At 69.1% G+C, this 26,975-nt stretch carries 29 protein-coding genes; 12 read left to right on the forward strand and 17 right to left on the reverse strand.

What is annotated here, in order from left to right; all coding sequences use genetic code 11:
• The first annotated feature begins 25 nt into the window (after positions 1-25).
• The gene (locus test1122_RS02160) at positions 26-706 is read left to right on the forward strand and encodes a FadR/GntR family transcriptional regulator (protein WP_232267444.1); all 681 of its coding nucleotides are present in this window, start codon (positions 26-28) and stop codon (positions 704-706) included.
• A 290-nt stretch (positions 707-996) separates the two neighbouring features.
• Here the strand turns inward: test1122_RS02160 and fabI are convergent, their stop codons facing one another.
• The gene (fabI, locus tag test1122_RS02165; RefSeq protein WP_232267445.1) at positions 997-1,758 is read right to left on the reverse strand and encodes an enoyl-ACP reductase FabI; all 762 of its coding nucleotides are present in this window, start codon (positions 1,756-1,758) and stop codon (positions 997-999) included.
• Positions 1,759-1,763: 5 nt separating this feature from the next.
• Positions 1,764-2,468 carry a 3-oxoacyl-[acyl-carrier-protein] reductase gene (fabG, locus tag test1122_RS02170; RefSeq protein WP_232267446.1) on the reverse strand — a complete coding sequence of 235 codons (705 nt, stop codon included), beginning with the start codon at positions 2,466-2,468 and terminating at the stop codon, positions 1,764-1,766.
• A gap of 230 nt (positions 2,469-2,698) precedes the next feature.
• Here fabG and test1122_RS02175 point away from each other — a divergent pair, with 230 nt between their 5' ends.
• The 3 genes from test1122_RS02175 to tyrS all read left to right on the forward strand — a co-directional run bounded on the left by test1122_RS02175 (position 2,699) and on the right by tyrS (position 7,137).
• On the forward strand, positions 2,699-4,180 hold the full coding sequence (locus test1122_RS02175; protein WP_422397055.1) for a TldD/PmbA family protein: 1,482 nt from the start codon (positions 2,699-2,701) through the stop codon (positions 4,178-4,180).
• 88 nt (positions 4,181-4,268) lie between these two features.
• Positions 4,269-5,669, forward strand: coding sequence for a metallopeptidase TldD-related protein (locus test1122_RS02180; RefSeq protein ID WP_232267448.1), 1,401 nt, complete (start codon positions 4,269-4,271; stop codon positions 5,667-5,669).
• A 58-nt stretch (positions 5,670-5,727) separates the two neighbouring features.
• Entirely contained in the window at positions 5,728-7,137 is a 1,410-nt protein-coding gene (gene tyrS / locus test1122_RS02185; RefSeq protein ID WP_232267449.1) for a tyrosine--tRNA ligase, read from the forward strand.
• A 91-nt stretch (positions 7,138-7,228) separates the two neighbouring features.
• On the opposite strand, the gene test1122_RS02190 is transcribed toward tyrS, so the two are convergent.
• Complete coding sequence (locus test1122_RS02190; protein ID WP_232267450.1) at positions 7,229-7,501, reverse strand: GlsB/YeaQ/YmgE family stress response membrane protein; 273 nt, start codon at positions 7,499-7,501, stop codon at positions 7,229-7,231.
• A gap of 239 nt (positions 7,502-7,740) precedes the next feature.
• Here test1122_RS02190 and test1122_RS02195 point away from each other — a divergent pair, with 239 nt between their 5' ends.
• Positions 7,741-8,097, forward strand: coding sequence for a DUF3099 domain-containing protein (locus tag test1122_RS02195; protein WP_232271717.1), 357 nt, complete (start codon positions 7,741-7,743; stop codon positions 8,095-8,097).
• A gap of 190 nt (positions 8,098-8,287) precedes the next feature.
• Entirely contained in the window at positions 8,288-8,509 is a 222-nt protein-coding gene (locus test1122_RS02200) for a hypothetical protein (protein ID WP_422396904.1), read from the forward strand.
• Here the strand turns inward: test1122_RS02200 and moaA are convergent.
• On the reverse strand, positions 8,492-9,481 hold the full coding sequence (moaA, locus tag test1122_RS02205) for a GTP 3',8-cyclase MoaA (RefSeq protein WP_232267452.1): 990 nt from the start codon (positions 9,479-9,481) through the stop codon (positions 8,492-8,494). The genes test1122_RS02200 and moaA overlap by 18 nt on opposite strands.
• A 243-nt stretch (positions 9,482-9,724) precedes the next feature.
• Between moaA and test1122_RS02210 the strand changes: the two genes are divergently transcribed.
• A complete protein-coding gene (locus tag test1122_RS02210) occupies positions 9,725-11,242 on the forward strand; it encodes a S8 family peptidase (RefSeq protein ID WP_232267453.1) in 1,518 nt (505 codons plus the stop codon).
• A gap of 588 nt (positions 11,243-11,830) precedes the next feature.
• Here test1122_RS02210 and test1122_RS02215 read toward each other — a convergent pair.
• From test1122_RS02215 to test1122_RS02235, 5 genes are all read right to left on the reverse strand, one after another.
• Positions 11,831-12,739, reverse strand: a complete 909-nt coding sequence (locus tag test1122_RS02215; protein ID WP_232267454.1) for a sterol desaturase family protein — start codon at positions 12,737-12,739, stop codon at positions 11,831-11,833.
• A 105-nt stretch (positions 12,740-12,844) separates the two neighbouring features.
• A complete protein-coding gene (locus test1122_RS02220) occupies positions 12,845-14,083 on the reverse strand; it encodes an amidohydrolase family protein (RefSeq protein WP_232267455.1) in 1,239 nt (412 codons plus the stop codon).
• On the reverse strand, positions 14,080-15,357 hold the full coding sequence (locus test1122_RS02225; protein WP_232267456.1) for an amidohydrolase family protein: 1,278 nt from the start codon (positions 15,355-15,357) through the stop codon (positions 14,080-14,082). Before test1122_RS02225 ends, test1122_RS02220 begins: the two co-directional genes overlap by 4 nt.
• A 12-nt stretch (positions 15,358-15,369) precedes the next feature.
• Positions 15,370-16,254, reverse strand: coding sequence for an SDR family NAD(P)-dependent oxidoreductase (locus test1122_RS02230; RefSeq protein ID WP_232267457.1), 885 nt, complete (start codon positions 16,252-16,254; stop codon positions 15,370-15,372).
• Positions 16,254-17,051 (reverse strand): acetoacetate decarboxylase family protein, encoded by a 798-nt coding sequence (locus test1122_RS02235; RefSeq protein WP_232267458.1) that lies wholly within the window; start codon positions 17,049-17,051, stop codon positions 16,254-16,256. The genes test1122_RS02230 and test1122_RS02235 overlap by 1 nt, the downstream gene beginning before the upstream one ends.
• A 103-nt stretch (positions 17,052-17,154) precedes the next feature.
• Here test1122_RS02235 and test1122_RS02240 point away from each other — a divergent pair, with 103 nt between their 5' ends.
• From test1122_RS02240 to test1122_RS02255, 4 genes are read left to right on the forward strand one after another with little or no spacing between them, the layout of a single operon-like run.
• The gene (locus test1122_RS02240; protein WP_232267459.1) at positions 17,155-17,775 is read left to right on the forward strand and encodes a TetR/AcrR family transcriptional regulator; all 621 of its coding nucleotides are present in this window, start codon (positions 17,155-17,157) and stop codon (positions 17,773-17,775) included.
• Positions 17,776-17,821: 46 nt separating this feature from the next.
• Entirely contained in the window at positions 17,822-18,844 is a 1,023-nt protein-coding gene (locus tag test1122_RS02245) for a DEDDh family exonuclease (protein ID WP_232267460.1), read from the forward strand.
• Positions 18,845-18,869: 25 nt separating this feature from the next.
• Positions 18,870-19,697: an SURF1 family cytochrome oxidase biogenesis protein gene (locus test1122_RS02250; protein WP_232267461.1), complete on the forward strand. Its 828-nt coding sequence runs from the start codon at positions 18,870-18,872 to the stop codon at positions 19,695-19,697.
• Between the two features lie 4 nt (positions 19,698-19,701).
• Positions 19,702-20,457 (forward strand): SDR family oxidoreductase, encoded by a 756-nt coding sequence (locus tag test1122_RS02255; RefSeq protein WP_232267462.1) that lies wholly within the window; start codon positions 19,702-19,704, stop codon positions 20,455-20,457.
• Position 20,458: 1 nt separating this feature from the next.
• On the opposite strand, the gene amaP is transcribed toward test1122_RS02255, so the two are convergent.
• Genes amaP through test1122_RS02280 form a run of 5 tightly spaced genes read right to left on the reverse strand, consistent with a single transcriptional unit; the run spans position 20,459 to position 22,825 of the window.
• Positions 20,459-21,073: an alkaline shock response membrane anchor protein AmaP gene (amaP, locus tag test1122_RS02260; protein WP_232267463.1), complete on the reverse strand. Its 615-nt coding sequence runs from the start codon at positions 21,071-21,073 to the stop codon at positions 20,459-20,461.
• Between the two features lies 1 nt (position 21,074).
• Positions 21,075-21,707 carry a DUF6286 domain-containing protein gene (locus test1122_RS02265; protein WP_232271718.1) on the reverse strand — a complete coding sequence of 211 codons (633 nt, stop codon included), beginning with the start codon at positions 21,705-21,707 and terminating at the stop codon, positions 21,075-21,077.
• A 20-nt stretch (positions 21,708-21,727) separates the two neighbouring features.
• A complete protein-coding gene (locus tag test1122_RS02270; RefSeq protein WP_232267464.1) occupies positions 21,728-22,120 on the reverse strand; it encodes an Asp23/Gls24 family envelope stress response protein in 393 nt (130 codons plus the stop codon).
• 3 nt (positions 22,121-22,123) lie between these two features.
• On the reverse strand, positions 22,124-22,324 hold the full coding sequence (locus test1122_RS02275; protein ID WP_232267465.1) for a hypothetical protein: 201 nt from the start codon (positions 22,322-22,324) through the stop codon (positions 22,124-22,126).
• A gap of 21 nt (positions 22,325-22,345) precedes the next feature.
• Positions 22,346-22,825 carry an Asp23/Gls24 family envelope stress response protein gene (locus test1122_RS02280; RefSeq protein WP_232267466.1) on the reverse strand — a complete coding sequence of 160 codons (480 nt, stop codon included), beginning with the start codon at positions 22,823-22,825 and terminating at the stop codon, positions 22,346-22,348.
• Between the two features lie 162 nt (positions 22,826-22,987).
• On the opposite strand from test1122_RS02280, the gene test1122_RS02285 reads away from it, so the two are divergent.
• On the forward strand, positions 22,988-23,761 hold the full coding sequence (locus test1122_RS02285) for a nucleopolyhedrovirus P10 family protein (protein ID WP_232267467.1): 774 nt from the start codon (positions 22,988-22,990) through the stop codon (positions 23,759-23,761).
• 9 nt (positions 23,762-23,770) lie between these two features.
• Here test1122_RS02285 and test1122_RS02290 read toward each other — a convergent pair whose 3' ends face one another.
• The 3 genes from test1122_RS02290 to test1122_RS02300 all read right to left on the reverse strand — a co-directional run bounded on the left by test1122_RS02290 (position 23,771) and on the right by test1122_RS02300 (position 26,832).
• A complete protein-coding gene (locus tag test1122_RS02290) occupies positions 23,771-24,550 on the reverse strand; it encodes an enoyl-CoA hydratase/isomerase family protein (RefSeq protein WP_232267468.1) in 780 nt (259 codons plus the stop codon).
• A 103-nt stretch (positions 24,551-24,653) separates the two neighbouring features.
• The gene (locus test1122_RS02295) at positions 24,654-24,875 is read right to left on the reverse strand and encodes a helix-turn-helix domain-containing protein (protein ID WP_232267469.1); all 222 of its coding nucleotides are present in this window, start codon (positions 24,873-24,875) and stop codon (positions 24,654-24,656) included.
• A gap of 358 nt (positions 24,876-25,233) precedes the next feature.
• Positions 25,234-26,832, reverse strand: coding sequence for an ABC-F family ATP-binding cassette domain-containing protein (locus tag test1122_RS02300; RefSeq protein ID WP_232267470.1), 1,599 nt, complete (start codon positions 26,830-26,832; stop codon positions 25,234-25,236).
• Positions 26,833-26,975: the final 143 nt, after the last annotated feature.

Genomic DNA, 26,975 nt, shown 5'->3' on the forward strand with positions numbered 1-26,975 from the left:
CCGCTGTCGACCTGTCAGGAGAGCCATGCCGCTGACCTCGCCCCGTCGCTCGGCTCTCGCCGACCAGGTCATCGACGAGCTGCGCGACCAGATCACCTCCGGTGAGTGGCCCGTCGGCTCCCGCATCCCCACCGAGCCCGAGCTGGTCGAACAGCTGGGGGTGGCCCGTAACACGGTGCGCGAGGCGATCCGGGCGCTCGCCCACAACGGGCTGCTGGACATCCGGCAGGGTTCGGGCACGTATGTGCTGGCGACCAGCGAGCTGGCCGGGGTGATGCACCGGCGCTTCGCGCACGCCGACCCCCAGCATGTCGCCGAACTGCGCTCCACCCTGGAGGCGGAGGGTGCCCGGCTGGCCGCACGGCGGCGCACCGAGCAGGATCTACGGCAGCTGGAGACCCTGCTGGAGCGGCGGGAGGCCGCGTGGGCGACGGGTGAGGTGGAGCGGTTTGTGGAAGCGGACGCGACGTTGCATCTGGCGGTCGTGAAGGCCTCGCACAACGAGGTGCTGACCGCTCTCTACGCCGATCTGGGCGCCGTCCTGCGTGACTTTCTCCGCTGGGATGTGGGCGAGAAGCTGCACCCCGAGGAGCATCTGGATCACCATCGCATGGTGGCGGCGATCCGCGACGGCGACGCGGATGCCGCGGCGCGGGAGGCCGGGTCGTACGCGCTTCCCTGCCGCGGGGTCACCCCGCCGGGGTGACCCCGCGCCCCTCGGGGCGCCCGGGTGGGCGTCCCCGAACCCGCCCCTTCCCGGAACCGGGGCTCACGCCCCGGGCCCCGGATGTCCCTCGGGTGCGGGTCTGTTGTGCCCACCCTCCCCCAGCTACCTCCCCCAGACTCCGTCTGGGAGGTGCCCCCAGGAGGTGCCCCCACGCCCTGCGGAACGACTGCCCACAACACTGTGGGGTCTGGGGGCGCAAGCCCCCGGTTTCGGGAAGGGGAGGTTAGGGGAAGTCCGCCAGCGCCTGGGCCCCGGGTGCTACGCGGGTGTTACGCGCCCATCATGTGTACGCCGCCGTCGACGTGCACGATCTCGCCTGTCGTCTTCGGGAAGAAGTCCGACAGCAGGCCGACGACGCCGCGGCCCGCGGGCTCCGGGTCGGCCAGGTCCCAGCCGATCGGGGCGCGGTGGTTCCACACGTCCGCCAGCTCCTCGAAGCCCGGGATGGACTTGGCGGCCATTGACTTGAGCGGGCCCGCCGAGACCAGGTTGCAGCGGACGTTCTTGGCGCCCAGGTCACGCGCGAGGTAGCGGTTGGTGGACTCCAGGGCCGCCTTGGCCACGCCCATCCAGTCGTACTTCGGCCAGGCGATCTGCGCGTCGAAGGTGAGGCCGACGACCGAGCCACCGCGCGGCATCAGCGGCAGGCAGGCCATGGTCAGCGACTTGAGCGAGTACGCCGAGACATGCACGGCGGTACCGACGTCTTCCCAGCTCGCCTCCAGGAAGTTGAAGGCGCCCTGCGGGCCGAAGGCGATGGAGTGCACAATGCCGTCCAGGCCGTCGACATGCTCACGCACCTTGTCGGCCAAGCCGTCCAGCTGCTCCTGGTTGGTCACGTCCAGCTCGATCACCGGTGCGGGCTTGGGCAGCCGCTTGGCGATCCGCTCCACGAGGGAGAGCCGCCCGAAGCCGGTCAGGATCACCTCGGCGCCCTCCTCCTGGGCGACCTTGGCCGCGTGGAAGGCGATGGACCCCTCGGTGAGGACTCCGGTGACGAGGATGCGCTTGCCAGCGAGGATTCCGCTCATATCGTTCAGTGACCCATGCCCAATCCGCCGTCAACCGGGATGACGGCTCCAGTGATGTACGCGGCCTCGTCGGAAGCCAGGAAGCGCACCGAGGCGGCGATCTCCTCGGGCTGCGCGTAGCGGCCCAGCGGGACCTGGCCCACGATGCCCGCACGCTGCTCCTCGCTGAGCGCACGCGTCATGTCGGTGTCGACGAAACCCGGCGCGACGACATTGCAGGTGATGTTGCGGGAGCCCAGCTCGCGGGCGAGCGAGCGGGCGAAGCCGACCAGACCGGCCTTGGAGGCGGCGTAGTTGGCCTGCCCCGCCGAACCCAGCAGGCCGACGACGGAGGAGATCAGCACGATACGGCCCTTGCGGGCCCGCAGCATGCCGCGCGAGGCGCGCTTGACGACCCGGAAGGTACCGGTGAGGTTGGTCTCGAGGACCGAGGTGAAGTCCTCCTCGGACATCCGCAGCAACAGCTGATCACGGGTGACACCGGCGTTGGCCACCAGCACCTCGACCGCGCCCTGCTTCTCCTCGATCTCCTTGTAGGCCTGCTCCACCTGCTCGGAGTCGGTGATGTCGCACTTCACCGCCAAGAACCCCGCCGGGGGCTCGCCCGAGCGGTAGGTGATGGCGACCTTGTCGCCTGCCTCGGCGAGGGCACGCGCGATGGCGAGGCCGATGCCGCGGTTGCCTCCGGTGACGAGAACCGAGCGGCTCAAGGGACCACCTTCTTCTCTTGCTGTGTCGTGGGTAGTCGGCTGTGCAGTACGAAACTATCGGGCCGCAGCCCCTGAGGAAGAATCGGGCACCGACAGGGGGCACCATTGGCCCGCTGTTGGATCCCTACAGAAATACCGGCATGAACCTCCGGAACAAGGCATGATCGGTTAGCCGACCATGGGAGGAAGCCTTGCCTCATTCCATCGATGAGACCTTCACCGCACTGCCGATGCGCGCGCTCGCCGACGCCGCGCTGGCGCGTGCCCGGTCACTGGGCGCCGAGCATGCCGACTTCCGCTTTGAGCGGGTGCGGAGTGCGTCCTGGCGGCTACGGGACGCGAAACTGTCCGGCGCCTCGGACACCACCGACACCGGATACGCGGTGCGGGTGGTGCACAGCGGGGCCTGGGGCTTCGCCGCCGGGGTGGATCTGACCATGGACGCTGCCGCCGGGGTGGCCTCCCAGGCCGTGGCGATGGCCAAGCTGTCGGCGAAGGTGATCCAGGCGGCCGGTTCGGACGAGCGGGTGGAGCTGGCGGAGGAGCCGGTGCACGGGGAGCGTAGCTGGGTCTCCAGCTACGAGATCAACCCCTTCGACATCCCGGATGAGCACAAGACCGGGCAGCTCGCCCAGTGGAGCCAGCGGCTGCTGTCGGCAGACGCGGTCTCCCATGTCGACGCGGCGCTGCTGACCGTGCAGGAGAACAAGTTCTACGCCGATACGGCCGGTACGGTCACCACACAGCAGCGGGTACGGCTGCATCCGCAGCTCACCGCGGTGGCGGTGAGCGACTCAGGTGACTTCGAATCGATGCGCACCATCGCACCTCCGGTCGGCCGGGGCTGGGAGTATCTGCAGGGAACGGGCTGGGACTGGGACGCCGAGCTGGCGCGGGTTCCCGGGCTGCTCGCCGAGAAGATGGCGGCGCCCGGTGTGGAGCCCGGGCGCTACGACCTGGTGGTGGATCCGTCCAATCTCTGGCTCACCATCCATGAGTCGATCGGCCACGCCACGGAGCTGGACCGGGCACTGGGCTATGAGGCGGCGTACGCGGGCACCTCATTCGCCACCTTCGACCAGCTCGGCACGTTGAAGTACGGCTCGAAGATCATGAATGTGACCGGTGACCGCACTGCCGAGCACGGTCTGGCGACCATCGGCTACGACGACGAGGGCGTCGCGGCGCAGTCCTGGGATCTGGTCAGGGACGGTGTGCTTGTCGGCTACCAGCTGGACCGCAGGATCGCGAAGCTGACGGGCCTGGGCCGGTCGAACGGCTGCGCCTTCGCGGACTCACCCGGGCATGTGCCGGTGCAGCGGATGGCGAACGTATCGCTGCGGCCCGCGCCGGACGGGCCGTCCACCGAGGAGCTGATCGGAGGTGTGGACCGCGGCATCTATGTGGTCGGCGACCGGTCGTGGTCGATCGATATGCAGCGCTACAACTTCCAGTTCACCGGGCAGCGTTTCTTCCGGATCGAGAACGGAAAGCTGGCGGGTCAGCTGCGGGATGTCGCCTATCAGGCGACCACCACCGACTTCTGGGGCTCGATGGACGCGGTCGGCGGGCCGCAGACGTACGTCCTGGGCGGCGCGTTCAACTGCGGCAAGGCCCAGCCGGGCCAGATCGCCGCCGTCTCGCACGGCTGCCCCTCCGCCCTGTTCCGCGGCGTCAATATCCTCAACACCAGCCAGGAGGCCGGACGGTGAACGGCACCCGCACCACAGATTCCGGCTGGGGGTCCGGGGGTTACCACTCGGGTCAGCACAGCCTCAACACCAGCCAGGAGGCCGGACGGTGACCAAGCCCATCGCTCCCCATGAGGTCGTCGAGCGTGCTCTGGAGCTTTCGCGTGCCGATGGCTGTGTCGTGATCGCCGATGAGCACACCAGCGCCAATCTGCGCTGGGCGGGCAACGCGCTGACGACGAACGGCGTCACCCGTGGCCGTGCGCTCACGGTCATCGCCACCGTCGACGGCGCACGGGGCACCGCCTCGGGTGTGGTCTCCCATTCAGCGGTGACCGCCGATGAGCTGGAACCGCTCGTACGAGCCGCCGAGGACGCCGCCCGTACCGCGGGGCCGGCCGAGGACGCCCAGCCGCTGGTCGAGGGGGTGCCCGGCTCTCCTGACTTCACCGAGGCCCCTGCCGAGACCTCCTCGGACGTGTTCGCTGCCTTCGCCCCGGCCCTCGGGGAGTCCTTCGCCCGCGCTCGGGCCGGCGGCCGCGAGCTGTACGGCTTCGCCAGCCACGAGGTTGTGTCCAGCTACCTCGGTACGTCCACGGGACTGCGGCTCCGCCATGATCAGCCCACTGGGTCGCTGGAGCTGAACGCGAAGTCCGCGGATCATACGAAGTCCGCCTGGGCGGGGCGGGCGACCCGTGACTTCACGGATGTGGACCCGGCCGCGCTCGACGCCGAACTCGCCCAGCGGTTCGACTGGTCCGAGCGGCGGCTCGAGCTGCCCGCCGGGCGGTACGAGACGCTGCTGCCGCCAACCGCCGTGGCGGACCTGCTGATCTACCAGTTCTGGTCGTCCGGGGCCCGGGACGCCGCCGAGGGCCGGACCGTGTTCAGCAAGGCGGGCGGTGGGACCCGGGTCGGGGAGAGGCTGTCGGAGCTACCCCTGACGCTGCGCAGCGACCCGGGTGCCCCAGGGCTGGAGGCGGCGCCCTTCGTTATCGCGCACTCCTCCGGGGACGACGCCTCCGTCTTCGACAACGGGCTGCCGCTGACGGCCACCGACTGGATCCACGAGGGCGAGCTGACCCATCTGCTCACCACCCGGCACTCGGCGGGCCTGACCGGGCTGCCGGTGACGCCGCCGGTCGGCAATCTCATTCTGGAGGGCGGCGGCGGCCGCTCGCTGGACGAGATGGTCGCGGGCTCCGGGCATGACGGGCCCGCGCTGCTGCTGACCTGCCTCTGGTACATCCGCGAGGTGGATCCGGCCACCCTGCTGCTCACCGGGCTGACCCGGGATGGCGTCTATCTCGTACGGGACGGCGAGGTGGTCGGTGCGGTGAACAACTTCCGCTTCAATGAGTCCCCGGTCGATCTGCTCTCCCGCGCCACCGAGGCCGGGCGCAGCGAGGGCACGCTGCCCCGGGAGTGGTCGGACTGGTTCAACCGCACCGCGATGCCCGCGCTGCGTATCCCGGACTTCAATATGAGCTCCGTCAGCCGGGGCGTATGACGGGACCCAATAGACTCGACCTGTCCTCCGTCCGACCAGCATCCACAGGAACACCACGATGACACGCCTCGGCGACTCCGTCGCACGCGCCAGCGCACTGCTGGCGCAAAACCTCTCCTCCGACTCGACCGTGGAGCAGCTGCTCACGGAGACCAAGGCGAGGCGCTATCTGGACCTGACGGACCTGTCGGCGAAGGAGCAGGCCGAGCTGATCGCCGCCCGCTCGGTCGAGGTCCTGCCGGGCGCCGACAAGCTGGCCGAGCGGATCGAGGAGCGCCGCGCTGAGGGCAGGGGACTGGGCATCAAGCTGGGTATCGACCCGACCGCGGCCGATATGCATCTGGGCCATGCCGTGCCGGTGATCATCCTCAGCCGTTTCCAGCGGATGGGGCATGACGTCACCCTGCTCATCGGTGACTTCACCGCCAAGATCGGCGACCCGTCGGGCCGCACGGCCGAGCGGCCGCCACTGACCGATGAGGACATCGCCAGGAACCTCGCGGGCTACCGGGGGCAGGTGCGGCCCTTCGTCGACTTCGAGAAGGTCAGCTTCCGGCAGAACAGCGAGTGGCTGGCCCCCTATACCTTCCCTGAGCTGCTGGGTCTCCTCGCCCAGGTGCCGGTCTCGCAGCTGCTCCAGCGTGAGGACTTCCGCAGCCGGCTCGCGGCTGGCTCCGGGCTGACGATGTCGGAGCTGCTCTACCCGATCGCGCAGGCCCTCGACTCTGTGGCGCTGGAGTGCGATGTGGAGCTGGGCGGCGCCGACCAGCTGCTGAATCTGCAGATGGGCCGGAAACTGATGGAGCTGCGTGGCCAGCAGCCGCAGCTCGTGGTGACCATGCCGCTGATCGAGGGCACGGACGGCACCGGCGCCAAGATGTCCAAGTCCAAGAACAACTACGTCGGGCTGACGTCATCCGCCGATGATGTCTTCGGGAAGATCATGTCGATTCCGGACCGGCTGATGGAGCCCTACCTCAAGGCCTGGACCGAGTGGACGGACGAGGAGATCGCCCTCGCTCTTTCCCGGATCGAGGAGAAGTCGCTGCATCCGATGGATCTGAAGAAGATCCTGGCCGGTGAGGTGGTGGCGGCGCTGTACGGCGTGGAGGCGGCGACAGCGGCGCGGGCGGGCTTTACCGCCCAGTTCTCCAAGAAGTCCTTCCACGATGTCGGGACCCTGCCGTCCGTGGACGCGGGTGAGCACGGCGGGGAGGGCATCGCCGCCATTCTCACCAGGGTTCTCGAGTTCACCCCCAGCGCCTCGGCCGCCCGCCGGATCGCCAAGCAGAACGGTCTGCGGCTGGTCGTCGAGACCGGCGGCGGTCAGGAGACGGTCGTGCTGCCCGAGGCGGACGCGCTGCGCCCGCTGGCCGAGGTCGTCCCGGAGAAGCTGGCCGAGGCGGGTGTCTCGGGCACCGTCTACCTCAAGGCGGGCCGCAAGGTCGCCGAGATCAAGGGGCTGTAGCCGGCCTCCCGGCCTCCCGGCCTCCCGGCCCCTCAGGCATACGGCGGCCGGGGTGCTCTGCCCAGCACCCCGGCCGTTCTCGCAGCTGTCGCTAGCGGGTTTTCCTGCCTCTGACCGACCCCCACAGCGGTGTGCCAAGGGCCACGATGAGTACGGCACCGCCCAGTTGCAGCAAGTGCCGGACCCAGTCGATGCCCCTGGTGTCGGCCACTCCGATCCAGCTCGCGACCGCGTTCCCCAGCAGGGCGCCGAGGACGCCGAAGATGATCGTCAGCCAGATGGGGATGGCCTGCTTACCGGGGAGGATGACACGGGCCAGCACCCCCAGGATCAGTCCCAGGATGATCGCCCACAGCCAGCTCATATCGCCTCCTCCTGCGGCGCCCGGGCCGCGTGCTCCCACCGCGTGTTCCCACCGCGTGTTCTCTCAGCCTGTACTGAGGGCGACTACGCCGCATGACGGAGTACGCCATACGAACCATGGCGGGTCCGCACCCTCTTCTTCTGCGCCATGGCCCGGTCTCGAATGCGGTAGGGCAGCGGCGTACCGTGGAAAGCGACCGGGACGTCCTTGACCGGCGTGTGATCAGGTGGTGGAACGTGATGCGGAAGCAGCGCAGCCCTGAGGTCTTCCGCATCACGGAGGCCCGGCAGAGCCTGGCCGACGATGTGCGGGCCAGGCAGCGCCGCTACGTGATCTCCATGCTGGTCCGCACGGTGTCGGTCCTGCTCACCGTCGTGCTGTGGAATGTGCAGCGCCCGCTGGCCGTGGTGACCCTGGTGCTGGGCGTGACGCTGCCGTACATCGCCGTAGTGATCGCCAACGCGGGCCGGGAGAACTCCCCCGCGATTCCCTCCACTTATATTCCGACGCCGCCGCGACCGATGCTCAACTCCCCGGAAGACACCCCGAAATCGCCTCCGACCAGCCCCAATGACTCGGAGCGGGACGGGGGATGATCTCTACGGAGCGCAAAGCTCAAGAAAAGCTCAGATCAATCATGCTGTTCCGGTGCACTACGTGGGTCCACACATGCCATACTTCGTACGCGCTCCGCATCCCCCGTCGGAGCGACGGACCGACGCCGGGCGGCTCCCCCCGTGGCTGCCCGGCGTCGCCATGCTCGGGCGAGGTGCTTGGATGGGGGACGTGACGACTGAAGACTCGCCGATCTGCTCCGCCAAGGGCTGCCGCGCGCCCGCCCTCTGGGTGCTCGCCTGGAACAACCCGAAGGTGCACACGCCAGAACGCCGCAAGACCTGGCTGGCGTGCGAGGAGCACCGCGAGTATCTGTCGAAGTTCCTGGGCGCGCGCGGCTTCCTCAAGGATGTCGTTCCCCTGGCGGAGTGGGACTCAGCCGCCGATCGCTGACATCGGGCGGTCAGGCTGCACGAAGGACGGATCGTCGATACCCGCGCCCGCCTTCTTGCCCCACATCGCGACCTTCCACAGCCGGGCGATCTCCGTGTCCTCAGCCCCGGAGCGCAGCGCACCGCGCAGATCGGACTCCTCGCGGGCGAAGAGGCAGGTGCGGACCTGGCCGTCGGCGGTCAGCCGGGTCCGGTCGCAGGCACGGCAGAACGGCCGGGTGACCGAGGCGATGACGCCGACCCGGTGGGAACCGCCGTCGACGATCCAGCGCTCGGCGGGGGCGGATCCCCGCTCACCCTCCTCCTCGGGGGTCAGCGTAAAGCGGGTGCGCAGCGACTCCAGGATGTCACCAGCGGTGATCATGCCGTCGCGCTGCCAGCCATGCTGGGCGTCCAGCGGCATCTGCTCGATAAAGCGCAGCTCATAGTCGTTCTCAACGGCCCAGGAGAGCAGGTCGGGGGCCTCGGCGTCATTGAGCCCGGGCATCAGCACGGCGTTGACCTTGACCGGGGTCAGGCCGGCTTCGCGGGCGGCCGCCAGGCCACGCAGCACATCGGCGTGCCGCTTGCGGCGGGTCATCCGCTGGAAGACCTCGGGGTCAAGGGTGTCCAGGGAAACATTGACCCGGTCGAGACCGGCGTCGCGCAGCGCGGTGGCGGTGCGCTCCAGGCCGATGCCATTGGTGGTCAGAGACATCTTGGGGCGCGGCTCCAGGGCGGCGCAGCGCTCGACGAGGGAGACAAGCCCAGGGCGCAGCAGCGGCTCCCCGCCGGTGAAGCGGACCTCGGTGACACCGAGCTCGGTGACGGCGATCCGGATCAGCCGGACGATCTCGTCATCGGTGAGCAGCTCGGGCTTGGCCAGCCATTGCAGTCCCTCTTCCGGCATGCAGTACGTGCAGCGCAGGTTGCAGCGGTCGGTCAGCGACACCCGCAGGTCGGTCGCGACCCGGCCGTATGTGTCCGTCAACATGCGCGGCAGCCCCTCCTACGGTTGGAACTTCTGCCTGGCAGCGTACGCGACCCCTCCGACATTCAACAGATCGTTGAAGTCACCTCGTGATCACCCTCTGTTCCCGCCGGTCTCGATCTTGTTGCCCCATTGCTGCCGCTCATCGGTGAGCGATAGCTTCCATCGGCACGCACCCGAACGGTCAAGTCCGTTATATGAACGGGTGGTTCACCCCAAGCGTGATCACGAGGACATGGAGATCCCATGGCACTGAGACCTTCCACCAGACGCCGGCGTCTGCTCGCGATTCCCGTCGGGCTGGCATTGACCGCCTCGCTCGGGCTGCTGCCCGGTGCGAGTACGGCGCTCGCGAAGGGAACGGCCGCGGAGAACGGCCCGAAGCTGTCGTACGTCGTCAACACCAAGGCCGGCAAGGGCGCGGTGAAGAAGGCGGCGAAGGCGATAGCGAGGGCCAACGGCACCGTCGTCACCGCGTATACGAAGATCGGCGTGATCGTCGCGCACTCGAAGAACCCGGACTTCGGCAAGGACATCCGGGCCGTCAAGGGCATCGACTCGGCGGGGGCCACCCGTACCGCACCGCTGGAGACGGCCGCCACCACCGATGTGGGCGAGCCGGAGTACATCGAAGAGCCCGCACAGCGGTTCCGCTCGGCGGCGACCGCCCAGGAGCCGCTGGAGTCCCTGCAGTGGGGCCTGCCGCAGATCAAGGCCGACAAGGCCCACAAGGTCAGTGAGGGCAGCCGGGATGTCACCGTCGCCGTGATCGACACCGGGGTCGATGACACCCATCCCGATCTGGCCCCGAACTTCTCCAGGAAGCAGTCCGCCAACTGTGTGGGCGGCATACCCGACACCTCCCACGGCGCGTGGCGCCCCTATCCGGACGGCAGCTACCACGGCACGCATGTCGCGGGCATCATCGCCGCCCCGCGCAATGGGACAGGCATCGCCGGTGCCGCTCCGGGCGTACAGGTCTCCTCCATCAAGGTGAGTGAGCCGGGTGAGGGCTTCTTCTATACGGAGGCCGTGGTCTGCGCGTTTATGTTCGCCGCCAAGAAGGGCGTCGAAATCACCAACAACAGCTACTACATCGACCCATGGCTCTACACCTGCCGGGACGACGCGGACCAGAAGGCTCTCGTCGACGCGGTGAGCCGCTCGATGAGGTACGCACAGGGCAAGGGCACCGCCCATGTCACCTCGGCCGGCAACTCCAACCACGATCTGGCCGCCAAGGAGATCGTGGACACGACCAGCCCCAATGACTCGACCCCGGTCGAGCGGAGCATCGATCCGAAGGTCTGCCCGGATCTGCCGACCCAGCTCGATGGTGTGACGTCGGTCGCGGCGACCGGCTCGCACAAGCTGAAGTCGTTCTACTCCAACTACGGCCAAGGGCAGATCGACGTCGCGGCACCGGGCGGTGACAGCCGCTACCAGATCCCGGAGGCACCGGCCAAGAGCGGTGGCGTCCTGTCCACCATGCCGGACGGCGAGTACGCCTTCCTGCAGGGCACCTCAATGGCCGGTCCGTATGTCGCCGGTGTCGCCGCGCTTATCAGGAGCAAGCACCCGGACGTCACTCCGCAGGAGCTCGGCTGGCGGCTGAAGGCCCAGGCGATGAGCACCAAGTGCCCTGACGGAGCGTTTGATCCGGGCGGGGACGGCAGGTACGCGGCGGAGTGCACCGGCACGGAGCACATCAACAGCTTCTACGGGTACGGCATTGTCGACGCGCTGGCGGCCGTACGGAAGTAGGCCACCGGGGGGCTTCCCGTATCCCGCCCCTTTCCCGGCTGTACCGATATGCGGCTCCGCCGCGCGGCGGGGCTTCGCCCCGGGGGGCGGGGGTGCCGTGGTGGGTTTCCCCGTATCCCTCCCCCAGCTATCTCCCCCAGACTTCGTCTGGGAGGTGCCCCCAGGAGGTGCCCCCACCTTCCCGGCTGTACCGATATGCGGCTGGCGCCGCGCGGAGGGGCTTCGCCCCCCGGGGGGCGGGGTACCGAGGGTGGGTTTCCCCGATTCCCGCCCCTTCCCGGCTGCACCGACATGCGGCTCCGCCGCGTGGCGGAGCTTCGCCCGGCTGCGGGGATGCCGGGTGAGTTTCCCCAATTCCCGCCCCTTTCCGGAACCGGGGCTTCGCCCCGGGGCCCCGGGATTGGGCCGGTGCGGGCCGGTGGCCGGTGTTGTGCCCACCCTCCCCCAGGCCCTGAACGGGCTGGGAGGTACCCCCATCGCCCCTCGGGCGGCCCGAGTGCCCACAACACCTGGGGGTCTGGGGGCGGCAGCCCCCGGTTACGGGAAGGGGTGGGATCGGGGAAACGCCCCGGCCCCTGCGGGGCCGTGCTACAGGTGCGGGGGGCGGGACGGGGTTCCGGTTTTGGTGAGGGGCGGAGCCACGGAACGGGTCGGGGACGTCTGCTGCGTGGGCTGCCAGCCGGGGCCGCGCAGCAGCCGGCCGGCGCGTTCGGACCAGCTGCGCGCGGCCTTCAGATCCCGTCCGATGGCGACGTACTCATGGGTGGCCACCCGCAGGGGATTATGGGTGCTGATGTTCTTGGTGAGACCGAAGACACAGGGCTCCGTCTCCGGTGTGAAGGAGCCGAAGAGCCGGTCCCAGATGATGAGGATGCCGCCGAAGTTACGGTCCAGATAGTCCCCCTGGGACGCGTGGTGGACCCGGTGGTGCGAGGGCGTATTGAACAGGAACTCAATGCGCCGGGGCAGCTTGCCGATCCGTTCGGTGTGGATCCAGAACTGATAGACGAGGTTGGCCGAGGAGCAGAAGGCCAGCGCCGCCGGGTGGACGCCGAGCGCGATCAGCGGGAGATAGAACGGCCAGACGGTCCACGTCGTCCACGGCTGACGCAACGCGGTCGTGAGGTTGAACTTCCGGCTGGAGTGGTGCACCACATGACAGGCCCACAGAATCCGGATGACATGGTGGCCCCGGTGCGACCAGTAGTAGAAGAAGTCCTGGCCGAGCAGCATCAGCAGGACGGTCCACCACAGGATGGGCACCTCAAGCGGGGTGAGCTCATAGACGGCCACATAGATGGCGAGAATCGGTATCTTCCACAGCGCGTCGAAGACCAGGCTGCCCAGGCCCATGGTGATGCTGGTGGCGGCGTCCTTGGTCTCGTATCCGGCTGCGTCCTCGTCCGGGTGGAGCCGGTAGCTGACCATCTCGATGACGGTCAGCAGGACGAAGGCGGGGATGGACCACAACACGACATCGGGGAGCGCACTCGGCATACGGGCACGGTAGAGCCGCTGATGGGCCAGGGCTAGGGGTTGTTACCGACAAGTATGAGAGACGGGCCGTCAACAGCGACGACCGGTCCCGCTATGCCGGGGATGTCACCAGACGCGTACATTCCCGCCCGGGGCGAAGGCCGGGCTGGTGGCGTCCGCCGGGATCTTCTCCAAAGGCTCGGCGATCTCCTCGACCGTCGGTCCGACCCTGGCGGCGATACGGTCCAGCAGCCGGAGGTCAAAGCCGTAGACGCGGGCGGCGTTACCGCCCACCAGCCGCGCGATCTCATCCTGTGGCAGACCGGCGTAGGCGATACGCAGCCCCTCGCGCGAATAGGGATGGGTGCCCTCGTCATGGGGGTAGTCGCTGCCCCACATAATCTTGTCGAGCCCGATCCGTTCGCGCAGCGGCACCTCATGCGGGCGCATAAAGCTGGCGCCCACAAAGCAGTTCTCCCGCCAGACCGCGCTCGGCCCCTTGCCCATCGCCTCGGCCAGCCCGGCCCCGAACTTGGCCTCGGCGGTGGCGGCCTTACCGGCCTCGTTACCGGCGGCCGCGACCAGCCTGCCGTGGTAGTAGTCCAGCATCTCCAGCACACCAGGAATCCAGCCGGAGCCCTGCTCGGTGAGGACCAGCCGAAGGCCTGGGTGGCGGCGGAAGACGCCGCCGAAGAGGAGGTGCCACAGCGCCCGGTGGGAGAACCAGGTCGTCTCCACCATAAAGACCGCGCGCGCCGCGGGCTCTTCGCCCAGTGGTGGCGAGGCTGCGCCGCCGTGGTGGTTGACCGGCACATCCAGCTCCTCGCAGACCGCCCACAGCGGTTCATACACCTGCGAGTAAAGCTCGGGAAGCCCAGAGCCGGGCGGCGTACCGGGCAGCAGGATCCCACCGGTCAGCCCGGCTTGCTTGGCCCAGCGCACTTCTTTCACCGCCTCGTCCATATCACCCAGCAGGATCTGGGCGATCCCGGCGCGACGGCCGGGGGCGGCGGCACAGAAATCGGCCAGCCAGCGGTTATGCGCACGCAGCCCGGCCCAGCGCTGCTCAAACTCCGCCGGGGACGGCGCCGGTGCCATCAGTGAGGCACTGGGAAAGAACGGCGGGATGGTGTTGGGGTAGATGACCTCCGCCACGATCCCGTCCTCGGCCAGCTCGTTGAGCCGCCGCTCGGAGTTCCAGTTGCGGTCGGCCGTGTCGGCGAGCAGGTCCTCATAAGGATTGACGTACTCCGCCGCCCAGGCGTCAAAGGCGTCATGGTGCTTTTTCGCCAGATATGGCTTGTAGTCCAGCAGATCCGCGCCCGCGTGGCAGTCGGCGGAGATGACCGTATAGCGATCGCTCATGACCCCACCCCGATAAAGGGAAAGTCGAAGCCGGTCAGCCAGTGCCGGCCGGTCTCCCGGGAGCGCCGCCAGGACTCCTCGACCGGCGCCTGGTTCGCGGGCTGGCCGAGGTCGGCCGGGGTCGGTCCGATACGGCGTGCGATGGGTGCGAGCTGCTGCTTGTCGAAGCCGAAGACATCCGCCGCCGACTCCCCCAGCATCCGCCGGGTCTCACCGATGGGGATGTCATGGAACGTCTTCCGCAGCCACTCTCCCGTATGCGGCCATGTGCCTTCGGGGTGCGGGAAGTCGCTGCCCCACAGGATGTTGTCGACGCCGATCTCATAGCGCTGGGCCAGCTCACGCCGTTTGGTGTTGGTGGCACAGAGAAAGATATTGCGGTCCAGATACTCATGCGGCGGCCGCTTCAGTTCGGCGAACGGCGAAAGCTTCTTGCCGCCGTGCGCGCCGAGATAGAGCCGGTCCATAAACCACAGCAGATTCGGCAGCCACCAGCAGCCGGACTCCGCCACCCCGAAGCGCAGCCCGGGGTGGCGCTCGAAGACCCCGGACCAGAGCATGAACCACAGCGGCCGGGCCGGCCACCACGTCACCTCGGAGACATAGATACCCAGATGGTCGCCGTACTCATGGCGCGGTGCGTTGCCGGAGTGGGTGATGAGCGGCATCCGGGCCTCGGCCGCCGCAGCCCAGACAGGGTCATAACGGCGGTCATGATACGGCGCCTTGTCGACCCACATCGAGGGGATCATCAGCGCACCCAGCCCCGACTCCCTGGCCCGGTGGATCTCGGCGATGACCTGGTCCACCTCACCGGTGATGGGCAGGAGAGCGACACCACAGTGACGTTCGGGGTGCGCGGAGCAGAACTCCGCCAGCCAGCGGTTGTGCGCCCGGGCGCCCGCCATGCCCAGCTCCGGGTCCTGGTCGCCGGAGAGTCCAAGGCCCACTCCGAAGGGGGCGGCGGTCCGGCTGTCCACGGCGTCGGCGTCCGGGAAGACGACTTCGGCCGCCACCCCGTCGCCGTCCAGTTCCTTGATCCGCTGTGCGGGATCCCAGCCTCCGCGCAGGCCCTCCGCATGGTCCGCGAACCATTTGGCGGCGAAGGCCTCGTTACGCACCCCCAGGCGGGTCGCCTCAGCGATACGGGCGTCGCGGCGGCTGAGGAAGTCATCGAAGGCCCGGTGGAACTTTCCCTCCAGATACGGCCGGTACTCCTCGGTGGGGAGCCCGGCATGGCAGTCGGAGGAGATGATCAGGTATGGGTCCGTCATCGCGATCCCCTCTCAATCCAGGATGAAGCTTTCGAGATACGCCGGGTTCGCGCGGTCCAGCATCGACTGGGCGCGGGCCCGGATCTGTGCGTCGCTGCGCTCACTCGCGGGCAGCATCCAGAAGCGGTCAGAGCGGATGCCGTCCATGACCAGCTCGGCGACCTCCTCGACCGGGGTGAACCGCACCTGATGCCCGGCCTCGCGCATCGCCGTCTCCCACTGGTCAAGGCTGCGGTAAGGGGTTTTACGGGGCCGGGACTTGGCGTAGCGCTGGGGCCGGTTGCGGTGCGACTCCCACAGCCCGGTGCGCAGCATGTGCGGGCCGGGGAAGAGGACGGAGGCGCCGATACCCGCTCCTTCCGCTGTGAGATGGGCGTAGAGCGATTCCGTCATGGTCACGACGGCCGCCTTGGTCACGGCATAGACCGAGGCGGTCGGCAGCGGGGCGATGCCTCCGTCCCCCGAGGAGGTGTTGACGACATGGCCGGGCTCCTGGGTGGCCAGCATCCGGGGCACAAAGGCCTGTATCCCATGGAATACGCCCCATACGTTCACCGCGAAGGCCCACTGCCAGTCATGGGGGTCGTGCTGCCACATCCGGCCTTCGGCACCGGAACCCACGCCCGCGTTGTTGCACAGCACATGGACGGCGCCAAAGGTCTCGTACGCCGCCTCGGCCAGCGCCTCCACCGCATCGCGTGCGCTGACGTCCACCACCTGTGCCAGGACCACCGCACCGCTTTCGCGCAGCTCCTCCGCCGCCTTTCGCAGCGCGCCCTCCTCAACATCCGCGAGGACGACGTTCAGCCCCTCGGCGGCGAAGCGCCGCACCATGGCCAGCCCGATGCCGCTGGCCGCACCCGTGACAACGGCGGTCTGTCCCGCGCGAAGCTCCATCAGCTCTCCTCCGCGGGCGGCTCGTCGAGGATCTGCCGTGCGTCGTCGTAGCGCTGGTGGATATACGGCAGCAGCGCCCGCGCACTGACCCGCTCGGCGACCCGTCCTCGCTGGTCGGTGGTCTTCTCCCCAAGGGTGATCTCGACGAGGCGCCGTACGGGCAGATCGACGACCGGGTCATGGGCGGACTCGCGCAGCACCACTTCGCCGTTGACCGCTGCGAGCTTGCGAACCTTCTCCCGGCGGGTGCAGTAGATCAGCACCGGGTCAGTGTCAAAGCCGTTGCCGTCCACCGCGGGCAGGAACTTGAAGTAGAAGTCAAGCTTCTCGGTCTCCCCGGGCAGCGGCAGTTCCCCACCCACCACACCACGCACCTCCACAAACGCGATGCCGTGCCGCGCCAGCTGGGCCCGGATGGCCGCGCCTTCGCGTGCCAGGGTCACCTCGCCGAGCTTCTTTGGCTCGCCGAAGACCTCCCGGCCACCGATCAGTGCCCGCTCCTGGGTCATCGGCATCACCAGGGGATACCAGCCCGGGTGGCCGCTGTGGTATGCGGATACCGCTACCGAACCAGCGCCCAGCGGATAGCCGGGCAGCTCGACCCGGCTGATAGTCGCCCGTACGAGCGGACGCTCACCGGGCTTGAGCGGTGGTGGCAGTACCGCCGCTACCGCCTCCGGGTCGCTTTCCCAGCTGGCGACGACACCCGTTGACCAGATGTCCGCCGGCCGGGCGCCGCCGCGCCGCGCCGCTGTGCTCTCGGCCTCGCCGCGCGGGCCATACCGTACGCGTGTCATGCCGTACCGCCCTTCGTTAGCGTGCCTTGCCTCTTGCCTGTAACACCGTTACAACGAGACGCGCGAAGGGTGAAGAGAGATGCACGGGCCAGATGGGATTTCCATGACGCGACCGAACCTCACTCGCGAGGCCGTGCTGGACGCCGCAGCCGACCTTGTCAAGCAGCAGGGACCGCGGGCACTCACCATGCGCAAGCTCGCCGCCGAACTGGGCACGGCCGTCACCTCTATCTACTGGCATGTGGGGCACCGTGAATCGCTGCTGGACGCGCTGGTTGAGCGCACCGTGCGGGAGCTGGGCGGAATACGGGCCGTTGGGCACACCCCCCGGACCCGGCTCGTCTCACTGGCCCGCACCCTGCGGCGTGAGCTGCTGGCCCGCCCTCATCTGATCGCGATGGTGCATGAACGCGGCCTCACCGAGCGGATGTTCCTGCCCGCGCAGCAGGCGCTGATAACCGAGACGCACGCCGCCGGACTGCGGGGGACGCGGGCGGCGGAGGCCGTACGGGCCGTACAGTTTCAGGTGATTGGCCATGTTCTGGTCGAGCGGAACCGGGAGCGGCAACCGGTGCAGCGGCCCGGTGAGGTGGAGCTGTGGGAGGCCGCGGCGGCTGACGGCGATCCGGCCCTCGCCCGGATGCTGGCCCGGGCACCGGATACCGAACGGCTCTTTCTGGTCTCGGTACGAGCGCTGGTCGATGGGCTGCTGTCACCCGGCTGAGCGGCGATGCGGGCGCTGTCAGTCAAGACCCGTATCCTCTGTGACCATGCTCGAAGACCAGACGGCAGCCGCACCGCAGATTCCCGCGCAGCAGCAAGCCGCCGCCCCCGTATGGCCGTCGGGCTATCCGGACGGCTATGCGGTGGTGGACGTGGAGACCACCGGGCTGGCGCGTGATGACCGGATAGTGTCCGCAGCCGTCTACCGTCTGGACGCCCAGGGCAATGTTGAGGACCGCTGGTACTCGCCGGTCAATCCACAGCGCGATCCCGGACCGACCTGGATTCACGGACTCACCAGCGACATGCTCGCCGACGCACCGCTCTTCCCGGAGATCGCCGAGGAGTTCGCGGCCCGGCTGGCGGACCGGGTGCTGGTCGCGCACAACGCGCTCTTCGACTGGTCGATGATCGCCCGGGAGTACGCGCGGGCGAGGCGCACCGCGCCCGTAAGGCAGCGGCTGTGCACGATCGCACTCGCCAAGGAGCTGTCCCTGCCGCTGCCCAACCACAAGCTGGAATCGCTCGCCGCGCACTATGGCGTCGTACAGGAACGAGCGCACCACGCGCTCGACGATGCCCGGGTGCTGGCCGAGGCCTTCCGGCCGAGTCTGCATCTGGCCGCCCAGGGGGGAGTCCGGCTGCCGCTGCTGGCCTGTCAGCCGCTCACCGAGTGGTCGGACAGCCGGTACGGCGGCGGTGCGGTCACCTCCGGTGGGTACCGTGCTCAACCGTACGGGGGAACCAGCTGGCGGCCCGCGCGTAAACGGCCCGCCTGCCCGTATCCCAACCCGGGCCGTTATCAGCCGGGCGGGCGGCTCACGCAGGGCATGCGCGTGGCGATCTCCGGTGACACCTGCACCGACCGCGAGCTGCTGGAGGACCGGGCGATCGAGGCGGGGCTGCATATCGCCAGCAGCGTCTCGCGGCTCACCAGCCTGCTGGTGACCAATGACCCGGACGCCGTCACCTCGAAGGTGACCAAGGCCCGTTCCTTTGGCACCCCGGTCATCGACGAAGCCGCCTTCACCCAGCTCCTCCAGGACGTGGCCCCCGCGCCGAAGGGCTGACCAGGGGCGGGTACCGTCAATGAGCGTGTACCGCTTCCTGTTGTCCCGGCAGTGGGTGATCCTCACGCTGGTCGCTCTCGTGCTGATCCCTGTCATGGTTCAGCTCGGCTTCTGGCAGCTCCACCGGCATCAGGCGCGGGTGGCACATAACCAGCTGGTCGCGGACAGTCTGGCGGCCGAGCCGGTGCCGATCGGTGAGCTCACCGGCCCGGGCCGTGAGGTGGCCGACAGCGACAGGTACCGCCCGGTCACCGCCACCGGGTCCTATGACACCGAGCACGAGGTGGTGGTCCGGCGCCGGACCGCCGCCGACGGCAGGAAGATCGGCTACTTCGTGCTCACTCCGCTGATCCAGCGGGACGGCTCGGCGGTGCTGGTCAACCGTGGCTGGGTCTCCCCGGGCGAGGACCAGACCAGCTTCCCCGAGGTCCCTGCCGCGCCCAGCGGAAAGATCACCGTCACCGGCCGGCTGCTGCCCGATGAGACAACCGCCCGCAGCGGCATCAAGGACCGGCCCGGCCTGCCGCCCCGCCAGGTGATGCTGATCAACAGCGAGCAGCAGACAAGGGCCCTGGGCCGTCCGGTGCTCGGCGGCTTCATCGAGCTGACCGACACCGAGCCGAAGCCCTCCGAGGCACAGCTCGCCCAGCCGGTGCCCGAGCCGGATCACAGCGGGATCGGCGCGCATATGGCGTATGCCGTCCAGTGGTGGCTCTTCGCGGCCGCCGTCCCGGTCGGCTGGGTGGTCCTGGTCCGCCGTGAGCGGCGTGACCGGTCCCAGGAGCGCACAGCCACCGCGGCTCAGCGGGCTGACGGCGCTCTCGCGAGCGCCACCTCCCGCACGGCAGACTGACTGCATGGATCTTGGACTGCAGGACAGGGCATACGTCATCACCGGCGCTACCCGGGGGCTGGGCTTCGCCACGGCGCGGGAGCTGGTCGCCGATGGCGCGAAGGTGATCGTCACCGGCCGTACGGAGGAGTCGGCCGGGGACGCGGCGAAGACACTGGGTGAGAACGCCGTAGGCATCACCGCCGACAACGCCGACCCCTCGGCCGCTAGCCGTCTCATCGAGGCGGCTTTCACTCATTTCAACCGTTTCGATGGCATTTTCATCAGTGTGGGCGGCCCGCCCGCCGGAAGCGCCGAAACCATCACGGATGACCAGTGGCAGACCGCGTTCGAGTCCGTCTTCCTGGGTGCGGTACGGCTGGCCCGTACGGCCGCTGAGCGGCTCGCAGCCGGCGGTGTGATCGGCTTTGTGCTCTCCGCCTCCGTCACCGAACCGATTCCGGGGCTCACCATCTCCAATGGGCTGCGCCCCGGTCTGGCGGGCTTCGCCAAGTCCCTCTCCCATGAGCTGGGCCCGCGTGGCATCCGGGTGGTGGGTCTGCTGCCGGGCCGTATCGATACGGACCGGCTGGGCGAGCTCGACGCGCTCTCCGGGGACGCGGAGGCCGCCCGCGAGCGGCACTCCGCGGTGATCCCGTTGCGCCGCTACGGCACACCGGAGGAGTTCGGTAAGGCCGCGGCGTTTCTGCTCTCCCCCGCCGCCTCGTATCTGACCGGCACGATGCTGCCCGTCGACGGCGGGGCACAGCACCGGATCTGACTCAGCTCACCCGTTCGGCGCGGTGTTTGACGCTGCGCAGCCGCACTTCCGCCGGGAGCTCGGCCAGGCCGGTGGAGGTGCGGGCGGGTTCCAGGACCTCCGCCCGGAGCTGTTGCACGGCGTCGCCCGGTGCCGCGTGCGGCTCCAGCAGCAGGCCCAGGTGGACCCGGGGTTCGGTGCGGCGGCCGACCAGGGTCACCTGGGCCCGGTCAACGCCGGGCAGGGACTCCGCGTCCGCGGCCAGCACGTCCTCCAGCGCACGGCCGCGCAACAGCGCACCCGTGCCGTCTTCGCCGTCTTCGCTCTCTATGAGAACTTCGCTCAGCCGCGGCCGCCGGGCCTGCGCCAGCACCCACCACAGCGAGAGCACGACAAGGGCCGCCAGTACGGCGAAGACCACCGGCCACCACCAGCCCTGATCCCGCCACTGCGTACGGTCCGCCTGGGTCAGCAGCACCTCACCCGGCTCCCGCCATGACCAGCCCGAGGGCAGCCCGAATCCCAGCCGCCGGGGCAGATCCAGCGCGGCCATCAGCACGGCCAGGCCCAGCCCCGTCAGGCCCAGCCCGACGAGCCCCAGCAGTACCCGGTTGACGCTTCTCAGCACCGTCCCCACCTCATCGCTTCGCCGGGCGCCGCACCTGCACGGTCAGCCCCATCGGCCGGCCGAGGCCGAGCTGCCGGATGCCGTCCTCAAGGGCGGTATCGAGATCCCCGCGCACCGCGTCCAGCTCCCGGAAGTGCGCTTCGGCGCGGGCCCGCACCCTGCGGCGCCCCACTGCCACCCGGACCGACCGCACCCCGGCGACCTGCGTGGCACGGTCCCGCAGCACCAGCGCGGCGGTGGCACGCTCCAGACCGGCCCGCGTCCCCGGCACACCGCGCATCGTCAGCAGTCCACGCAGCCCCGGGGTGAGGGCCAGCACGATCAGCCAGACACCGAGCAGCACGGCGACGATGGCACCGAGAACCACCCAGATGTCGTCCAGCCGGCGGGTGGCGAGCTCTTCGGCCAGGCTGCGGCGCCAGGCCATCGCGGGCCGGTCGGCGCGTACGGCCGCGATGTCGTAGAGCAGCAGGCTCGCGCAGCCGAGCATCACGAGGCCGACCAGGGTGGCGGGCACCCTGCGCGCCGACCAGAAGCGGCCACCACCCTCGCCCTGACCGGTGGACTGACCGGCCTGATACGCGGCGGCGGAGGCGGACTGCTCCAGCTCCTCGCCGGACTGCGCCTTCTCAAGCGTCGGCATCCGCTGTGTGCTGTTGTCGCTCACCGCACTCTCCCTCTGCCCTCGCCGTGCAGATGCGCCGAGTGGAGCCGTTCAACATCGACGATCACATCCGGTACAGCCATACCGGTCAGTTCCCCTACCCGCGCGGTGACCCGACGACGCACCGCGCCGCACTGGGCCCCGATATCGGAGGGATAGCCAAGCTCCACGGCGACCCGGACCCGGGCCTGCCCGCCGTCACCGTCCTTGCCGGGCGGTTTACGGACGATCACCGTAGCGTGCGGTGCCTGCGGTGCCTGCGGCCCGCCGTGCCCTTTCCAGGGCCCCCTGCGCAGTGCCTCATGGGCCGCCTGCGCAGCGATCTTCGCGATGACCCGGTCGGCGATCCGGGTAGCTCCGCGCTCCGGCGCGGGGACGGGCTCCGGCGCCACCGGTCACCGCCGCCGCTCATCACCGCGGCCGCGGTCCCGGATACGGAAGAAATCCCCCGGTTCCAGGTCGCCGTCCGCGAACCGCCCGGCGACAAACCCGATGGCGCCCAACGCCGCCACCAGCAGAAAAGCTCCGAAGCCGCCAAAGTATCCGGCGAATCCCAGCCCCATTCCGGCGATCAAGCCGACCACAGCCATGCTCATCGTGCGCTCCTTCGCATTCCCCTACTGCAGACGCGGCTTGTCCGGCTCCTCTTCCTCTTCCTCTTCATCGGGCAGCTTCACATCACCGACCGCGATATTGACCTCAACGACCTCAAGACTGGTCATCCGCTCGACCGCGGAGATGACGTTCTCCCGTACGGCACGGGCCACATCGGCGATGGAGACCCCGTAGTCAACGACGATCTCCAGATCGAGCGCGGTCTGCACCTCACCGACTTCGGCCTTCACGCCCCGGGTGACGGCCTTGCTGCCACCGGGCACCCGATCGCGTACCGCGCCGAAGGTACGGGAGAATCCGCTGCCCATCGCATGGACACCGATCACATCACGGGCCGCCATTCCGGCGATCTTGGCAACCACCCCGTCGGCGATGGTGGTCCGTCCCCGAGTGGCCGGATCGCCGGTGCCACGGCGGGTGGTGACCGGTTTGGCGGCGGTCTCGGTCGGGGACTCCTTGGCCGCGGTAGAGGTCTCAGACATAGCCTTCACACCTTTCCGAGGGACAGGGCGGCTGCCGCCCACTGCCACACTAAGCGTGCACGGCCCGGACCACCCGGTGCATGCACCGCTGAATGGGTGAACGGGGACAGCCGCGCGCCGATGGACAGGGAAGCCTGTATCCAGAAAGAGGGGTGAGTACACATGACCGCGGACCGGTTGGCACAGACCGTACGGCAGCAACTCGGCCTGGGACGGCTGCTGTCCCTGGGCGAGGCGGCCGATGGCGTGTGGATCGCGGAGCGCGCCGCCGCCGCTGTGCTGCGCGCCGCCGTAGCATCGGCGGACAGCGCGACGGGGGCCGGGCTGCGTTCGCTGCGGCTGGCCCTGGCCGACCCTGAGGGGGACGCCGAGCCCGCCGTACCGCCCCCGCCGAGCGCGCTGCCACCGGGTCCGGTCCGCATCACCGCCGACTTCGCGGCCCCAGTGGACCAGCCGCTCCCGCAGACCGCCGACCGGCTACGGGAGGTGCTGGGCCAAGCAGCCGATGAGCGGCTCGGTCTGCCCGTAACCGCCATCGATCTGCACGCCACGGACCTGCTGGAGCAGCCCGGCTCCGGTGCGCCCGCCAGACAGCCGGCGCTGGACCCGGACCCGGACGCAGCCCCTGGCACAGAAGAGCCACCGGCCACGGCGGCAGACCGGGGAAGCGTGGCCGACGCGGTGACCGCCGTACCGGGAGTGGCGGGCCTGTCCCCCGCGCTGGGAGGGCTGGGCGGACCGGGCGGACTGGCCCATGCCGCCCGCACCATCGACTCACCGACGGGCCGTCAGGTGCACCTTCAGCTCGCGGTCGCCGCCGGCCATCGCGCCCTGGATGTGGCCCGCGCGGCCCGCGATGCCGCCGTGTCAGCGGCCTCGGTGGACGCTCCGGGCCCGGTGACGGCCACGATCCTGGTCACGGCCGTAGCCGTGTGAGGCCGTCGCTCACTCACCCAGCCCGGCGAGATCGCGCAGCCTGCGTGCCTGCGCCGCGCGCTCGGCGACTCGCTGATCCTCGTACGTACGGCCCTGCGCGCCGCGCAACAGTGCCTTGGTCTCGATCACCGCGTCCCGTGGTGCGGCCAGCAGCGCCGCCGCAAGATCGGCCGTTGCGGCGTCCAGTTCGGCTCCGGGCACCACAAGATTGGCCAGACCGCTGCGTTCGGCCTCCTCGGCACGCACGGACCGGCCGGTCGCGCAGATCTCCAGGGCACGGGCGTAGCCGACCAGGCCCACGAGCGGGTGGGTGCCGGTGAGGTCGGGCACCAGTCCGAGGCTGGTCTCCCGCATGGCGAACTGCACATCGTCGGCACACACCCGCAGATCGCAGGCGAGCGCCAGCTGGAAACCCGCGCCTATGGCATGCCCCTGTACGGCGGCGATGCTGACGAGGTCATTGCGCCGCCACCAGGTGAACGCCTCCTGGTACTCAGCGATCGTGGCGTCCAGTTCCTCGGCCGGGCCACGCGCCAAGTCCAGGAAGGACGGCTCACCGTCGAAGCCTTCGGGCGTGAACGCCTGCCGGTCGAGCCCGGCGGAGAAGGACTTGCCTTCGCCGCGCAGCACGACAACCCGGATGTCACCCGGCAGCAGCCGTCCCGTCTCGGCCAGCGCTCGCCACATCGCAGGTGACTGGGCATTGCGCTTGGCTGGACTGGCGAGCGTGACCGTGGCCACGGCGCCATCAACGGTGAGCTGGACACCGTCCTTGTCGAACAGGGTCATCGAGTCCTCCGGTGGCTTGACCGCAGTTAAGTGACTGCAGAGTAACCACCCGACCGGTCAGCCGATCGGCCGGGTGGACACCCACCGGACGCCTCGGGCCCTGTCAGACCGACGCGGCCTTCTTGCCCCGCGTCGCGCCGCCGCGACCACGCAGGTTCACACCGGCCTCGCTGAGCATCCGGTGCACGAATCCATAGGAACGGCCGGTTTCCTCGGCCAGCGCCCGGATGCTCGCACCGGATTCGTACTTCTTCTTGAGGTCAGCCGCGAGCTTCTCGCGCGCGGCGCCGGTTACCCGGCTGCCCTTCTTCAGAGTCTCGGCCACCCGTGCCTCCTCATGGGAAGTGCGCTCTGGACTCTCATGATCACCCCTTCTTGCTGATCTGGCCACCCATTCGGCAAGGTCCATACGACAACCTCGGCGACCGGTAGGGAGCGGAGGCCCGATGGAATAAGGGATTCCGGTGGGGTGCGGCCGTATGAGTGTGCCCTGGCGCACGGCGAAGCGGCAGGTCAGCGGCGTTCACTGAATCGGCCCAGCCGGGCCCGGCGGCGCATCCCGCCCGGCCGCACGCCGGGCGTGCGGCCGGGCGGGGATACGAGCCGCCCTCACTCAGATGAAGGATCACCCGTCGACCGAATGATCCAGAAGAGATGGATCAAGCCCGGATCAGGCAAGTGGCTCAGGCAAGTGCGACCAGATCGGCGTAGTCCTCGCCCCACAGGTCCTCGGTCCCGTCCGGCAGCAGAATGATCCGCTCCGGCTGGAGCGCGTCGACCGCGCCCTCATCGTGCGTCACCAGCACCACGGCGCCGGTGAAGGTGCGCAGCGCGCCCAGGATCTCCTCCCGGCTGGCCGGGTCGAGGTTGTTGGTGGGCTCGTCGAGCAGCAGCACATTGGCTGAGGAGACCACCAGGGTGGCCAGCGCGAGCCGGGTCTTCTCGCCGCCGGAGAGCACCCCGGCGGGCTTGTCGACATCGTCGCCGGAGAAGAGGAAGGAGCCCAGCGTCTTGCGGATGTCGACGAGATCCATATCGGGCGCCGCCGAGCGCATGTTCTCCAGAACGGTGCGGTCCGGGTCCAGCGTCTCGTGCTCCTGGGCGTAGTAGCCGAGCTTGAGCCCATGGCCGGGCGCGACCTTGCCGGTGTCCGGCTCCTCGACCCCGGCGAGCAGCCGCAGCAGGGTGGTCTTGCCCGCGCCGTTGAGGCCGAGGATGACCACCCGGGAGCCTCTGTCGATGGCCAGGTCGACATCGGTGAAGATCTCCAGCGAGCCATACGACTTGGACAGGGCCTCCGCCATCAGCGGAGTCTTGCCACAGGGCGCGGGGTCCGGGAAGCGGAGCTTGGCGACCTTGTCCGACTGACGCTCGGCCTCCAGCCCGGAGAGCAGCTTCTCGGCACGCCGTGCCATGTTCTGGGCGGCGACTGCCTTAGTGGCCTTGGCGCGCATCTTGTCGGCCTGGGAGCTGAGCGCGGCGGCCTTCTTCTCGGCGTTGGCGCGCTCACGCTTACGCCGCTTCTCATCGGCCTCGCGCTGGCTGAGGTACTGCTTCCAGCCCATGTTGTACTGATCGATCTGGGAGCGGTTGGCATCCAGATAGAAGACCTTGTTGACCACCGTTTCCACGAGGTTGATGTCGTGGGAGATGACCACGAGGCCACCGCGGTAGGTCTTGAGGAAGTCCCGCAGCCAGACGACCGAGTCGGCGTCAAGGTGGTTGGTCGGCTCGTCGAGCAGCAGGCTGTCCGCGTCCGAGAAGAGGATGCGGGCCAGCTCGACCCGGCGTCGCTGACCGCCGGAGAGGGTGTGCAGCGGCTGGCCGAGCACCCGGTCGGGCAGCCCCAGACTGGCCGCGATGGTGGCCGCCTCGGCCTCAGCGGCGTATCCGCCCTTGGTGAGGAACTCGGTCTCCAGCCGCTCGTACTTCCGCATCGCACGCTCACGGGTGGCGCCCTGGCCGCCTGCCATCCGGTCCTCGTTCTCCCGCATCTTGCGGATCACGGTGTCGAGGCCGCGGGCGGAGAGAATCCGGTCACTGGCGAGGACATCGAGGTCACCGGTGCGCGGATCCTGCGGGAGGTAGCCGACCTCTCCGCTGCGGGTGATGGTGCCGGCAGCGGGGACGCCCTCACCCGCGAGGCACTTGGTGAGCGTGGTCTTGCCCGCGCCATTGCGGCCGACCAGGCCGACACGGTCGCCCTTGGCGATACGGAAGGTGGCGGACTCGATGAGGACACGGGCACCGGCACGCAGCTCGATACCGGAGGCGGTGATCACGGGAAAAACTCCTGGGCGGGACGTACGTAACAGGGCGGAAGAAGCGGACGTACGTCAGCTAATGCACGAGAGGAGTTGCCATACGACAAGTCTAACGGCGCCACGCAACCGGATTTCCGAGAGTCGGCTCCAGGCCGTTGTCA

The sequence above is a fragment of the Streptomyces gobiensis genome (assembly GCF_021216675.1).
Taxonomy (GTDB): domain Bacteria; phylum Actinomycetota; class Actinomycetes; order Streptomycetales; family Streptomycetaceae; genus Streptomyces; species Streptomyces gobiensis.